Annotated in this window: 17 protein-coding genes; 16 read left to right on the top strand and 1 reads right to left on the bottom strand. The window is 65.2% G+C overall.

What is annotated here, in order from left to right; genetic code table 11:
• The first annotated feature begins 5 nt into the window (after positions 1-5).
• Genes AC56LV_RS20895 through flgJ form a run of 12 tightly spaced genes read left to right on the top strand, consistent with a single transcriptional unit; the run spans position 6 to position 8,493 of the window.
• A complete protein-coding gene (locus tag AC56LV_RS20895) occupies positions 6-488 on the top strand; it encodes a flagellar FliJ family protein (RefSeq protein WP_499560393.1) in 483 nt (160 codons plus the stop codon).
• A 32-nt stretch (positions 489-520) separates the two neighbouring features.
• Positions 521-1,900, top strand: coding sequence for a flagellar filament capping protein FliD (gene fliD, locus AC56LV_RS20890; protein ID WP_499560391.1), 1,380 nt, complete (start codon positions 521-523; stop codon positions 1,898-1,900).
• Positions 1,901-1,911: 11 nt separating this feature from the next.
• Entirely contained in the window at positions 1,912-2,301 is a 390-nt protein-coding gene (gene fliS / locus AC56LV_RS20885) for a flagellar export chaperone FliS (RefSeq protein ID WP_499560389.1), read from the top strand.
• Positions 2,294-2,611 (top strand): hypothetical protein, encoded by a 318-nt coding sequence (locus tag AC56LV_RS20880; RefSeq protein ID WP_499560388.1) that lies wholly within the window; start codon positions 2,294-2,296, stop codon positions 2,609-2,611. The genes fliS and AC56LV_RS20880 overlap by 8 nt, the downstream gene beginning before the upstream one ends.
• Positions 2,608-3,888, top strand: coding sequence for a flagellar hook-length control protein FliK (locus AC56LV_RS20875; protein ID WP_499560386.1), 1,281 nt, complete (start codon positions 2,608-2,610; stop codon positions 3,886-3,888). Before AC56LV_RS20880 ends, AC56LV_RS20875 begins: the two co-directional genes overlap by 4 nt.
• 3 nt (positions 3,889-3,891) lie before the next feature.
• Positions 3,892-4,350, top strand: coding sequence for a flagellar basal body-associated FliL family protein (locus AC56LV_RS20870; protein ID WP_499560384.1), 459 nt, complete (start codon positions 3,892-3,894; stop codon positions 4,348-4,350).
• 37 nt (positions 4,351-4,387) lie between these two features.
• The gene (locus tag AC56LV_RS20865) at positions 4,388-5,119 is read left to right on the top strand and encodes a FliA/WhiG family RNA polymerase sigma factor (protein ID WP_499560516.1); all 732 of its coding nucleotides are present in this window, start codon (positions 4,388-4,390) and stop codon (positions 5,117-5,119) included.
• A 40-nt stretch (positions 5,120-5,159) separates the two neighbouring features.
• Entirely contained in the window at positions 5,160-6,071 is a 912-nt protein-coding gene (motA, locus tag AC56LV_RS20860) for a flagellar motor stator protein MotA (protein ID WP_499560382.1), read from the top strand.
• Positions 6,072-6,074: 3 nt separating this feature from the next.
• Entirely contained in the window at positions 6,075-7,025 is a 951-nt protein-coding gene (locus tag AC56LV_RS20855; RefSeq protein WP_499560380.1) for a flagellar motor protein MotB, read from the top strand.
• A gap of 29 nt (positions 7,026-7,054) precedes the next feature.
• Positions 7,055-7,327, top strand: a complete 273-nt coding sequence (gene flgM, locus AC56LV_RS20850) for a flagellar biosynthesis anti-sigma factor FlgM (protein WP_499560378.1) — start codon at positions 7,055-7,057, stop codon at positions 7,325-7,327.
• Position 7,328: 1 nt separating this feature from the next.
• The gene (gene flgN, locus AC56LV_RS20845) at positions 7,329-7,757 is read left to right on the top strand and encodes a flagellar export chaperone FlgN (RefSeq protein WP_499560376.1); all 429 of its coding nucleotides are present in this window, start codon (positions 7,329-7,331) and stop codon (positions 7,755-7,757) included.
• On the top strand, positions 7,744-8,493 hold the full coding sequence (gene flgJ / locus AC56LV_RS20840) for a flagellar assembly peptidoglycan hydrolase FlgJ (protein WP_499560374.1): 750 nt from the start codon (positions 7,744-7,746) through the stop codon (positions 8,491-8,493). The genes flgN and flgJ overlap by 14 nt, the downstream gene beginning before the upstream one ends.
• Before the next feature lie 20 nt (positions 8,494-8,513).
• On the opposite strand, the gene flgA is transcribed toward flgJ, so the two are convergent.
• Positions 8,514-9,056, bottom strand: a complete 543-nt coding sequence (gene flgA / locus AC56LV_RS20835) for a flagellar basal body P-ring formation chaperone FlgA (protein ID WP_499560372.1) — start codon at positions 9,054-9,056, stop codon at positions 8,514-8,516.
• A gap of 232 nt (positions 9,057-9,288) precedes the next feature.
• Between flgA and flgB the strand changes: the two genes are divergently transcribed.
• The 4 genes from flgB to AC56LV_RS20815 are packed head-to-tail and all read left to right on the top strand — an operon-like array spanning position 9,289 to position 11,953.
• The gene (flgB, locus tag AC56LV_RS20830; protein ID WP_499560371.1) at positions 9,289-9,648 is read left to right on the top strand and encodes a flagellar basal body rod protein FlgB; all 360 of its coding nucleotides are present in this window, start codon (positions 9,289-9,291) and stop codon (positions 9,646-9,648) included.
• Positions 9,649-9,658: 10 nt separating this feature from the next.
• Positions 9,659-10,063, top strand: coding sequence for a flagellar basal body rod protein FlgC (gene flgC, locus AC56LV_RS20825; RefSeq protein WP_499560369.1), 405 nt, complete (start codon positions 9,659-9,661; stop codon positions 10,061-10,063).
• 2 nt (positions 10,064-10,065) lie between these two features.
• Entirely contained in the window at positions 10,066-10,761 is a 696-nt protein-coding gene (locus AC56LV_RS20820; protein ID WP_499560368.1) for a flagellar hook capping FlgD N-terminal domain-containing protein, read from the top strand.
• A 10-nt stretch (positions 10,762-10,771) separates the two neighbouring features.
• Positions 10,772-11,953: a flagellar hook protein FlgE gene (locus AC56LV_RS20815; RefSeq protein ID WP_499560366.1), complete on the top strand. Its 1,182-nt coding sequence runs from the start codon at positions 10,772-10,774 to the stop codon at positions 11,951-11,953.
• The last annotated feature ends 9 nt before the right edge of the window (positions 11,954-11,962 follow it).

Genomic DNA, 11,962 nt, shown 5'->3' with positions numbered 1-11,962 from the left:
CTGACATGAAACGACAGTCCACGATCCGCAGCCTGGGCACCCTGGTGCAACTGAAGTCGACCCACGTCGACCGGCTGCAGTCCGATTTGTCGAGCCAGCAGGCGACCCGGGCGCGCTACCAGAACAACCTGGACCGCCTCACCGCCCTGACCGAAGGCAGTGGCGCCTCGGGCAACGCGCGCAACGGCAGTTCAGCCAGGCCAGCGCTCTCGCTGGCCCTGGCACTGAACTGCGGCGCCTACAAGCAGGGCGTGATGGCACTGGCCGACAGCCACCGCGTCGACCTGTCGCTGCACGATGCGAATATGGCCGTCTCCCAGGCACGCCTGAAAGAAGCCTGGGTGCGACGCGAACTGCTGGGCAAGGTGCTGGTGCGCGAGCAGGATGCGCAGGCCAGCGATAAACAACGCGCTATCAGGAAAGGCGAAGACGAACTCGCCACCCAGGCGTGGATGGCCGGTCAAACGGGCGGCATGACCGCAACATGAACGACGTACGCAAACTAGACAAGGACTGACTCATGGCGATTACCGCACCAACCTACGACCCGATTCCGACCTCAACTGCGCTGGCCGAGGCCTACGTGGGCGCGCGTCAGCAGATACTGACCCAGCAGATCGCTGCGGCCACTGCTGCCGAACAAGGATTGAGCGAGCTCAATTTAGCAATGACATCGTTTCAAGGCAGCCTGTCCTCCCTCACCGGTCTGAACAAAACCGTATTTGCGCAGGCGGCAACGTTTGGCGACGCCACAATCGGCACGGCCGTTGCCGCAAGCACCGCTGCAAGCGGGAGCTATTCCTTCTTCGTCAAGCAACTTGCTACCGCCGGCCAGGTTGCCTATCGGAGCCTGGGCGATACCGCAGCGGTGAGCGGCAAGCTGACGATCGAGATGGGCGGCGTGGCCGCCTTCGACGTCAATCTCGGCACCACGGCGCGCAGCCTGACGCCACGCGAACTGGCAGCAGCCATCAATGGCGCCAGCGGCAATGACGGCAAGGTCACGGCCTCGATCATCACCACTGGCGGTACCGCCGAACTCGTGCTCACGGCCAGGGACACCGGGACGGCATCGAAGATCCGGGTCAATACCAGCGGTCTGGGCGGTGCAGACGGGGCAGCGCTCGCCACGAAATTCCTCGAGGCGAATGCCAGTGATCTGGTGAAAGCGCAGAATGCAGAAATCCATGTCGGCGCCGAAAATGGCACCGTCATCAATCAGGCCAGCAATACCTTCACCGCCGTCGATGGCGTCAAGATGACCTTCACCAAGGCCCAGGCCAGCGGCGCGGCCCCGGTCACGCTGACCGTCGGGGCCGACAACAAGGCCACCACCGACAACGTACAGGCCTTCGTCGAAGCCTTCAACAAGCTCAAGGCCGTCCTCAGCAAGCTCACCAGCTCAGGAGACCCGTCCAAGGGCGTGGCAGCCGGCGCGTTCGCAAGCGACAGCGGGATCCGTTCGCTCAACGAGCGCCTGGGAGCCCTGCTGCGTCCAGCAGGTGGGGATTCGCTGGCATCGTTCGGTATCATCGCGACCCGCAGCGGGACGCTGGAACTCAATTCCAGCCGGCTGCTGAGCCAGCTGGCACGCAATCCGACCGGGCTGGACACGCTCATTGGCAGCAGCTCATCGACTGCCCCGACCGGCATTGCCGGCGCGCTCGACAAGTATCTGAAAAGCTGGAGCAATGGTGTGGATGGCCAGATCAAGCAGCGCCAGGAACAAACCAGCAATCAGCAAACGCAAATGGCCAGCCGCCAGGTCGATATTGACCAGCAGTACGATGCCGCCTACAGCCGCTACCTGCGCCAGTTCACGCAACTGCAGAGCATGCAGGGGGTGATGAACCAGAACGTATCGCTGTTCGACGCCCTCTTCAGCAACGACAAAAACTGACGAAAGCCGCCATGTCCTACCAAGAAGCCTACGGCGACTATCACGCCGTCAACCTCGATGCCCAGACCTCGCGCGCCTCGCCGGTCGAACTGGTGCTGCTGCTCACCGACGGCCTGCTCGACGAGCTGGCGCGCGCCCGCGCCCACATCGTGGCGCGGCGCTACGAACAGAAAGCGGCCAGCATCGACAAATGCATCGAGATTATCAACGGCCTGTCGAGTTCACTCGACTTCGAGAGCGGCGGCGAAACGGTCGTCAACCTTGCGCGCATCTATGACTTTTGCGCCAGCCACCTCCATGGCGCCGGCATCAAGCTCGACCCCGTCATGGTGGATGAGGTTACGGGTGTCCTGAACACCATCCGCCAGGGCTGGAAAGGCGTGCAGGAACGCAATGGATAGAAGCACTGGCCTCGCGCAGTTGACGGCGCGCCTGCAGGATGCCAGCACGCGCCGCGACTGGGACCTGCTCGAACGCGCGGTGCGCGAGCTCGGTCCGCAAGTCCAGGCACTGGCAGCGCGCGGGCCGTGGAGCGCAGACGAACGCGTCGCCCTCGCGCAGCTGCGCACAGCCCATGACGGCGCCGTCAGGGAAAGTAGTGAAGCTGCAGCCGGCCTCGCGGCCCGGCTTGCTGACATGCGTGACAACAAAGAAGGCTGGATGGCCTATGCCCTCGCGGGCGAACCCGAACCTGGTGATACCCCAAGATGAATCTGTCGATCTCGATGAACAACGGCATGAACAACGCCATGCATGCCACCGCCAGTCCGCGTGCCGCCAGCGGCGCGGCAGACGCGCCGACTGCCGGCGTCGCTCCTGACGGCAGCGGCGTGCTGCCCTCGGCCGAGCTCGCATCCGTGCCCCAGGCCATGCCGTTCCAGCAATGGATCGCTGCCGACGCTCCCCTGCCCGAATTCGTCAGCGTTCCAGCTGCCGAAGGCGCTCCTGTCGATAGCGTGGCACCAGCGCAGCCGACCGATCAGGAGGATCAGGACGATCCGGCCGGACTCGCCGTCGGCGCCGACCAGAGCGCCGTCTTCGATACGCGCTTTACAACCATGGCGATGGCAATGGCATTGCCGATCTCGCCTGCTGCAATGCCGGCCATGATGATGGCGATGGCGGGGACCAAAACGGATGCCGCCAACGATGGCACTGGCACGACGGCCGGCACGCCCGTTGGCATGCCGGCCGCAGTGGCCGCTGCCGGGGCGGGAATCGCCTCGCCGGCATCGACGGTGCTGACTGCGCTGACCGAGTCGCGTGCCGTTGGCGCATCCCCTGCGCTGGCGGATGCTGCAGCGAGCCCTGCGCCGACGGCGCGCGTCCTTGCCACCCCGGCGCTGCCGGACACCGCAGCGGGCGCAGCGCACAGCGCGTCGGCCACTGCCCTGGCCGGCACGCCGGCTGCCAGCGCGGGCGCAGAGTCCGCGCGCAGCGAACGCATCGAGGCAGCGCCCGCGAGTGCCGCCAGCGTGATCGCCGGCACTGCCATCCAGCCAGCGCCGGCGCGCGGCGCCGACAGCCTGACCCTGACCGGTCCACCAAGCGCCTGGCGCCAGAGCCTGCACGAAGCGCTGGGCGAGCGGCTCCAGCTGCAGATCGGGCGCAACGCCGAGCAGGCCACGATCCGCCTTGATCCACCGATGCTGGGCCGCATCGACATCTCGGTCCGCCACAGTGGCGGCAACCTGGAAGTGCACATCGCCGCCACGAATACCGAGGTGCTGCGCCAGTTGAATACCGTCAGCGACAGCTTGCGCAACGACCTGGCCGGTCGCCAGTACAGCAATGTCTCGGTGAACGTGACTGAGGCGCCACGGGCCCAGGCCAGCACCCAGGCCGGCAACCAGCCATCGGGCCAGCCCGGCGCCGATGCCCAGGGACGCGGCCGTCAACAAGAGCAGGAACAGGCGCGCACCCCCGGCCTGGCCCTGAACGATGCCGGCGAAGCCGGTTCCCTGTTTTCCCTGTATTCACGCGACTAGACCATGAAAGCCAAACTGATCATTGCATTTGCCGCCGTCGCCCTTCTGGCCGCCGCGGCAGCCGGTGGGGCCTTCTGGTACCTGAACCCGGCCGCGGCCACCGCGCCCGGCGCCGCAGCCGCCAAACCGGTCCCCGAAAAAAAGCTGACCAAGTATGTCACGCTGGACAAGGTGATCGTCATGCTGCGCCGCGCCCCGAACGAGCAGGCCGCGCATTACCTGTCGGTCGACCTGGTGCTGGCCACCACGCCGGAAGAAGAAAAGGAAACCAAGGAACAATTGCCGCTGCTGCGCAGCATCGCTGTCTCTGCACTCTCGGCACGCACGCTGGCAGAAGCCTCCGGCATGACGGTCGACCAGTACGCGGCCGACCTGAACAAGGTATTCAACGCCAACTATGAAAAGGAAAACCATGCCAAGCCGTTTTCCGAAGTCATGGTTGGCAAGCTGATCATCGAGTGAAGCGGCCACGCCTCGATCCGGAAATCCTGTGTCCTATATGACCGATTACGTCGACCCTGGCGCCGCCGCCGACTATGGCGAAGTGGCGGCCAGCGCAGGCATGAGTTCGCTCGAGGAAGGGCGGCACCTGCTGGCCTTTGCGCCGCTGGTCAAGCGGATCGCGCGCCAGCTCGGCAGCCAGGTATCGGGCGCGATGGGGCGCGACGACATGGAGCAGATCGGCCTGATGGGACTGCTGGAAGCGCTGCGCCGCTACGGCCAGCCCGACACCGGATTTTCGAGCTATGCGGCGCTGCGCGTGCGCGGGGCCATCCTGGACGAACTGCGGCGCCAGGACTGGCGCCCGCGCGCGATCCGCCAGGACAGCCATCGCCAGCGCGACTTGCTGCGCGCGCTCACGCGCAAGCTCGGGCGCGAACCGGACGAACAGGAAGCGGCCAGCGCACTCGGCCTGAGCGCGGCGCAGTACCAGCAATACCTGCTCGACGACAGCGCCGAGGAGATGCTCAGCTTTGACGAAGTGCTGCAGGATGCGGTGGCGCAGTCCAACCACACGCCGGGGCCCGAGGAGCAATACATCGTACGGCGCAGCCTGGAACAGGTGCTCACGGCGCTCAATGAGAAGGAGCAGCGGGTGATCCAGATGATCTACGAGTTCGAACTGAGCTACAAGGAAATTGCCGCCGTGCTCGACCTGTCCGATGCCCGCGTCTGCCAGCTCAACAAGAGCGCGCTGACGAAGATGAAAGCCGCGCTGCAGCGCGCCTGAACCGAATTTATACAAGAGAACGCCAGAAAGGCACTACGTCATGCAGCAATTACTCGGTATCGCCATCGTGCTCGGCGCCGTCTTCGGGGGCTTCACCCTGATGGGCGGCACCTTTACCTCGATCTTCCACCCGATCGAACTGTTGATCATCGGCGGCGCCGCCCTGGGCGCCCTGGTGCTGGGCAATCCGAAGCACGTGCTGGCCGAACTGGGCCACCAGCTCAAGAAAGTCGCGGCGCGCAAGAAGCACGATTCGGAGTTCCAGCGCCAGTTGCTGCTCCTCATGTACGAGCTGCTGCAGACTGCCGCCGGCGGCCTGAAGGCCCTTGACGCGCACGTCGAGGCACCCGCCGAAAGCCCCCTGTTCCAGCGCTATCCGGCAATCCTGGATGAAACCAAGCTGCTGGCCTTCATCGTCGACAACTTCCGCCTGATGGCAATGGGCAAGATCAACGCGCACGAGCTCGAAGGGGTGCTCGAGCAGGAGCTCGAGGCCATCCATGAAGAACTGACCCAGCCTGCCAAGTCGCTGCAAAAGATCGCCGAGGCGATGCCGGGCTTCGGCATCCTCGCTGCGGTGCTGGGCATCGTGATGGCCATGTACTCGGTCTCGGGCGGCGCCGATTCTGGCGAGATCGCCGAAAAGATCGGTGCGGCCATGGTCGGCACCTTCATCGGCATTTTCGCCTGCTACGGCGTGCTCGAACCGCTGGCCAACCTGATGAAGCAGACGGTCAACACCGATGCTTCGACCATGGAAACCGTCAAGGTCGTGCTGTGCACCCACGTGGCCGGCAAGCCCGCCCTGCTGGCGATCGACGCCGGCCGGCGCCTGATCCAGCTCAATACCAAGCCCAGCTTTGCCCAGCTCGAACAGTGGATCAACGCCATGGGTGGCGAAGACGAATCGCAGAACAAGCGGCGTCGCGCCAACGACCGCATGACGGGGTAATACGTGTCGAAGACGAACGACAAGCACGAATCGACCATCGTCAAGCGCGGGGGCGGCAAGCACCAGCATGACGAGCACGGCGGCGCCTGGAAAGTGGCCTTCGCCGACTTCTGCCTGGCCCTGATGGCGCTGTTCCTGGTGTTGTGGCTGATCGCCTCGCGCGAACAGCAGAACCTCAAGGCCATCATCAGCGAGGCGACCGACAGCGGCATGCTCGAGGGCCAGGGCCAGAAGCCCGCCATTGCTAGCGAGCCCAGCGGCAGCATGATCGAGCGCTTCCCGGTGCCGAATACCGGTCGCGGCGGCACGGGCGACCCGGGCAGCCCGGCCGCGCCGAAAGTGGGCTACGAAACGCCGGCCGACCTCTCGGCACTGTCCAAGGCCCTGACCGAACTGTCGGTGGAAGCGGGCCTGGCATCGAACCTGGCGACCGTGGTCACGCCGTATGGCCTGCGCGTGATGTTGCACGATACCGACAAGCAGGGGATGTTCATGCGTGGCAGTGCGCTGCCGACCGGACGCTTCGCACGCCTGCTGCAAAAAATGGGGCCGCTGTTCGCGCGCATGCGCAACCAGATGCTGATCGTCGGCCACACCGATTCGAGCCGCTATGCCGGCGCCGACAAGGGCGGCTATTCAAACTGGGCGCTCTCGACCGACCGCGCCCTGAGCGCGCGCGCCCAGCTGCTCACCGGCGGCATGCAGAGCACCACCGTGCTTCAGGTGGTCGGCATGGCCGATCGCGGCCCGCTCCATCCGAAAACGCCGCTTGACGGCATGAATCGCCGCATTGAACTATTGATCCTGACCAGCGCCCAGTCGCGCGCTGTCTCGAACATGTTCGGCGCGCCCGGCGCCGGGGCCAAGACCCCACTGGGCAGCGGCGCCACGGTCAGCCTGCCAGACGAAGCGGATCTGGAACAACTGCGCGGCCAACTGCCGGACACGCCATGACGATTCACACCAAATCCCGAGGACAGCGTATGAAAATCTCCGCGTCATCTTCCAGCGCCAGCGCCGGCGTGACTGCCGGCGCCCCGAGCGTGGCGGCGCCGCTCCCGGGCGAGGCGTCGGCCGCGCCCGCCGCTGCCCTGCAGTCCGAGGTGCTCAGTCCAGCCACCCAGGCCATGCGCGCCATGCCCGACTTCGATGCGGCTCGTGTGGCCGAGTTGCGAGCGGCCCTCACGCGCGGCGAGCTGCCTTTCGATCCCGCCCGCCTGGCTGGCCTGATCCAGAAATTCCACGGAGGACGCTAGCATGGCCACCCTCACCCGCCAGCAGGCCAACGCGCTGCTCAGTGACGGCGTGGCGCTCGACCTGGCCCAGGCCGCGACCATCGGGCGCCTGCTCGAAGAGCAATTCGACGCCGCCGTGCGCCACCGCAGCGCCGTGCTGGGTACACTGGCCGACGAGCTGCTGCCGCTACTCGAAGGAATGGAAGCGCGCCGCCAGCAGCGTCTGCAACTGGTACGCGCCCTGCTCGGCCCCCAGGCGACAATGGCGCAGTACATTGCCAGCCTGGCCCCTGGCGCGCGCGGCGCGTTCGAAGCCACCTGGCAGGCGCTGGAATCGGCCGTGCGCGCCTGCCAGCAAAGCAGCCTGCGCAACGGCCAGTTCCTGGCCGACCAGTACAGTGTGATGCAGCGCGTGCTGCACGGAGAGGAACAGACCTATGCGCCACGTTGATTTCAGCACCCGCCCGGCCAGCCCGACTGCCGCCACCAACGCCACGGCGCCGACGGCGGCCACAGGCGGTGGCGATGGATTCGGCAGCATGTTCAAGCAGCTGCAGGGCGAAGTGAATGCCTACATTCAGCATGGCGATCAGGACAGCAGCAGCGCCACCCGCCTCAATCCGGAAGGCGCACTGTTGCGCGCCCGGGCGAGCGGTCTGATCATGAACGAGGGCGAGGCAGTGGAAGGCGCACCGGGCTCGGCAGGCAGCAGCAAGAAGCCGCCCGAACAGCAGGCATTCCTGGACAGCATCGCGCCCTGGGCGCGCCAGGCTGCCGTCCGCCTGGGTGTGGCGCCAGAACTGGTCCAGGCCCACGCCGCTCTCGAATCTGGCTGGGGCCAGCGGCCGCTACGCACCGAAAGCGGCGCCAGCAGTCACAACCTGTTCGGAATCAAGGCCAGCAGCCAGTGGCAGGGCGCCACGGGCGATGCCACCACCACCGAATATGTCAATGGCGCGCCGCTCAAGACACGTGAACGTTTTCGCGCCTATCCGGACGCGGCCAGCGCATTTCAGGACTACGCCCGCGTTCTGCTGGAAAACCCGCGCTACCGGGGCGCCCTGAACACGGGCAACGATGCCCAGGCCTTCGCCGACGGTCTGGCGCGCGGCGGCTACGCCACCGACCCCGCTTATGCCGCCAAGCTGACGCGCATCGCGGGCAGCCTGCAGAATGATGGCCAGTAAAGCCTGACCGGGACAGGCTCTTACTCGCCCATCTGCATGTCGAGCGGCTGGACCGCGCCCGCGCCCAGCACGCGCATGCGCACCGTCTGGCCGCTGGTGTGGTTCTTGACCCGCACCACGGCGCCACGCGCGCCAGCGTCGAGCGCTTCGCCCGACATGCTGACCTCGATGCCGTCGTGGCGCGCCACCATCATCACCGCATCGCCACGCTTGACCACCACGGGCGCGCTTAACTGACTAGTGCGTAGTACTTCACCGGCGCGCAGACTGCGCCGGCTCGACTGGCCGATGGCATCCTCTACCATTCCGATCGGATCGCTGATCTGGCTGATGTCGCGCCGCTCGAGTGTGACGTCGGATGCGGTCAGGGCACGGTTCGGCTGCACTGCCGTGGCGCTGACGGCCACCAGCGCCGAGATGCGCGCCCGCACCACGAATTCATGGCGCCAGCCGGCTCCATCCGGGCAGCGCGCCACGAAGCGCATGCGGGCCGGCTGGCGCATATCCAGTGTCTCGACGTCCACCGGCCCCTTGCAGGATGGCGCAGGGCGGCTGCTCGACACGCTCAGCTCAAACTCGGGTTCGCTCAATCCGGCCGTGGCAGCACGCCTTTCGAGCTGCTCTCGCGCCGCCTGTTGTATCTCAACGGAAACAGTTTGCGCTGACCACGCTGTGGCGCACAAAAGACAGGTTACAATGGTTAAGGTTGCCCTCTGGAAAGCAATCATTGGACAATACCGTTCAGGCGAAAAGACCCATTCTAACCAATACCACTGCAGTTCACCGGAGAATCCCATGTCGATTAATTTCAAGGATGCCCTGGGCGTGAGCGCCGATGCGCTGATGGTGCGCGCCGAGCGCACACGCGTGCTGGCTGCCAATATCGCCAATGAAAGCACGCCCGGCTACACCGCGCGCGACCTCGATTTCAACGCCGTGATGCAGGACCGGATGGATGAAGGGGATGGCGCACCGACGCTGTCGAACGATGGTCCCCTGTACCGCGTGCCCTTCCACCCGAGCGCCGACGGCAATACCGTCGAGATCGGCGTCGAGCAGGCAGCCTTTTCGCAGAACGCCTCCGACTTCCAGACGAGCCTGACCTTCATTAACATGAAGTTGCGCGGTTTGAACAAAGCCATTACCGGCCAATAAGGAGCGCTCGATGAGTTTCAAGGACATTTCCCAAATCGCTGGGTCGGCCATGGCGGCGCAGACCGTGCGCATGAACACGATCGCCAGCAACCTGGCCAACGCCAACGCCGTGTCAACCACCGAAGCCGAAGGCTATCGCGCCAGGAAGCCCGTGTTTGCCGCCGTGCTCCAGAACGATGGCGTGGCCAAGGTCCAGGTGCTGGACGTGGTGCAATCGAGCGAACCGCTGCGTCGCATGCACGAGCCGGACAATCCGCTGGCCGACGCCGATGGCATGGTCTTTTACGCCAACGTGAACGAAGTGGCCGAGATGGCCGACATGATGGCGGCCTCACGCGCCTTTGAAACCAACGTCGAAGTGATGGGTCGCATCAAATCGATGCAACAGTCCCTGATCCGCATGGGAGAAAGCTAAGCATGGTGACAACCTCCAATTCCTTCGGGTTCAACAGCAACGCGGGCAATACGGGCGTCAGTCCGGCCGCCTCGCCGATCAGCGCCAACAAGGACATGTTTACCAAGCTGCTGGTGGCGCAGATTCGCAACCAGGATCCGCTCGCGCCGTCCGATCCGGCCACGTTCGTCAACCAGCTGTCCCAGCTGTCGCAGACTGAGGCGCTGGAAAACATGACCCAGACCACCGCCGCCAGCGCCACCATGCTGCAAAGCCTGCAGGCGCTGGCCATGGGCGGCCAGGTCGGCAGCGACGTCTCCGTCGAGACCAGCCGCGTTCAGCTGGGCCAGAACAGCATTGCCGGCAGTGTGCAACTCGACGGCGCCAGCAGCCTGACCCATGTGGTGCTGACCGACCTGACGGGCAAACAGACCCGCATCGAGCTGGCGCCGCACGCGGCCGGCGGCCAGGCCTTCACGATCAACCCGGCCAAGCTTGGCCTGGCGCCAGGCAAATACAGTATCGCGTCCGAAGCCTCGGACGGTACCAAGCCGGCAGTCGAGATCAATGGCCGGCTCGACGGCGTCCGCCTGTCCGCTACCGGCGGGATCATGATGCAGGTGGCGGGCGTCGGCGACGTCGAGCCAGGCTGGATCACCGGTTTCAACGGCAAGCCGAATCAAACCAGCAATCTCGCCACTGCGGCGCTGACCAACTAAAGGATTCCCCATGAGCTTCAATATCGCCCTGTCGGGCATTCAGGCCATCAACGAGCAGCTCACCACGCTGTCGAACAACATCGCCAATGCCGGCACCTATGGCTTCAAGAGCAGCCGCGCCAACTTCTCGTCGGTGTATGCGGGCGACCAGGCCAACGGCGTACAAGTGTCGTCGCTGACCCAGAACATTGGCCAGAACGGCGGCCTGCAAACCACCGGGCGCGGCCTCGATGCAGCGATCCAGGGTCGCGGCTTCTTCACCAGCCGCGACGCCCAGGGCGTCGTGTCGTACTCGCGCGTGGGCATCTTTTCAAGCAACGCCGACGGCTTCCTGGTCGATGCCACCGGCAATCGGGTGCAGGGCTATGGCCCTACCGTGGGCGGGGTGCTGGGCACGATGGGCGACATCGCCATCCCGACCGGCCAGATTCCGGCCGTGGCGAGCACCAAGGTCAGCTACACCGGCAACATGTCGAACGACTGGGTGACGCCGACCGCAGCGTTCGACATGACCAATGCCAATACCTACAATATGGTCAAGCAATCGGTCGTCTATGATTCGCTCGGCTCCCAGCACACCGTGTCGCAATACTTCCGCAAGACCGATGCCGACACCGTCAGTGTGTATTACAGCGTCGATGGCGCTGCAACGACCGGACCGCATGCGATGGACTTCGAGACCAGTGGCAAGGTCAACGCTGGCAGCACGACCGGTCCGGCGCTGACCGTCACGGCGGCGGGCGCAGCGCCGCTGACAGTCCGGTTCGACTACACCGGCACCTCCAAGTTCGCCGGTGAAGCCACCACCACCACCAACCGCGCCGATGGCTATGCTTCAGGCACCTTCGTTGGCGTGGAACTGGCTGAGGACGGCTCGATCGTCGCGAAATACAGCAATGAACAGCAGCAGGTCGTGGGCACGGTGGCGATCGCCACCTTCCCGGACGAAGGCAGCCTGGCGCCAGCCAGCGAAACGACCTGGGTCGCCAATGCCGGCTCGGGCGCGCCCCTCTACAGCACTCCGGGCGTGGGCCTGGCTGGCAAACTGGCCAAAGGGACACTGGAAGGCTCGAACGTCGACATCACCCTGGAACTGGTTGGCCTGATGACCTCGCAGCGCAATTATCAGGCCAACTCGAAAGTGATCACCGCCGAGAACCAGATGATGCAGTCACTGATGCAGGCGCTGTGATCCTGAAAG

Source organism: Telluria sp. RB2R28, assembly GCF_059685835.1.
Note: the sequence above shows the minus strand (reverse complement) of the source record. Positions and strands in the feature narration are given on the sequence as shown.

Excerpts from the sequence above, each read along its gene's own strand:
- AC56LV_RS20895 (WP_499560393.1), top strand. The coding sequence starts at position 6 with ATGAAACGACAGTCCACGATCCGCAGCCTGGGCACCCTGGTGCAACTG.
- fliD (WP_499560391.1), top strand. The coding sequence starts at position 521 with ATGGCGATTACCGCACCAACCTACGACCCGATTCCGACCTCAACTGCG.
- fliS (WP_499560389.1), top strand. The coding sequence starts at position 1,912 with ATGTCCTACCAAGAAGCCTACGGCGACTATCACGCCGTCAACCTCGAT.
- AC56LV_RS20880 (WP_499560388.1), top strand. The coding sequence starts at position 2,294 with ATGGATAGAAGCACTGGCCTCGCGCAGTTGACGGCGCGCCTGCAGGAT.
- AC56LV_RS20875 (WP_499560386.1), top strand. The coding sequence starts at position 2,608 with ATGAATCTGTCGATCTCGATGAACAACGGCATGAACAACGCCATGCAT.
- AC56LV_RS20870 (WP_499560384.1), top strand. The coding sequence starts at position 3,892 with ATGAAAGCCAAACTGATCATTGCATTTGCCGCCGTCGCCCTTCTGGCC.
- AC56LV_RS20865 (WP_499560516.1), top strand. The coding sequence starts at position 4,388 with ATGACCGATTACGTCGACCCTGGCGCCGCCGCCGACTATGGCGAAGTG.
- motA (WP_499560382.1), top strand. The coding sequence starts at position 5,160 with ATGCAGCAATTACTCGGTATCGCCATCGTGCTCGGCGCCGTCTTCGGG.
- flgM (WP_499560378.1), top strand. The coding sequence starts at position 7,055 with ATGAAAATCTCCGCGTCATCTTCCAGCGCCAGCGCCGGCGTGACTGCC.
- flgN (WP_499560376.1), top strand. The coding sequence starts at position 7,329 with ATGGCCACCCTCACCCGCCAGCAGGCCAACGCGCTGCTCAGTGACGGC.
- flgJ (WP_499560374.1), top strand. The coding sequence starts at position 7,744 with ATGCGCCACGTTGATTTCAGCACCCGCCCGGCCAGCCCGACTGCCGCC.
- flgB (WP_499560371.1), top strand. The coding sequence starts at position 9,289 with ATGTCGATTAATTTCAAGGATGCCCTGGGCGTGAGCGCCGATGCGCTG.
- flgC (WP_499560369.1), top strand. The coding sequence starts at position 9,659 with ATGAGTTTCAAGGACATTTCCCAAATCGCTGGGTCGGCCATGGCGGCG.
- AC56LV_RS20820 (WP_499560368.1), top strand. The coding sequence starts at position 10,066 with ATGGTGACAACCTCCAATTCCTTCGGGTTCAACAGCAACGCGGGCAAT.
- AC56LV_RS20815 (WP_499560366.1), top strand. The coding sequence starts at position 10,772 with ATGAGCTTCAATATCGCCCTGTCGGGCATTCAGGCCATCAACGAGCAG.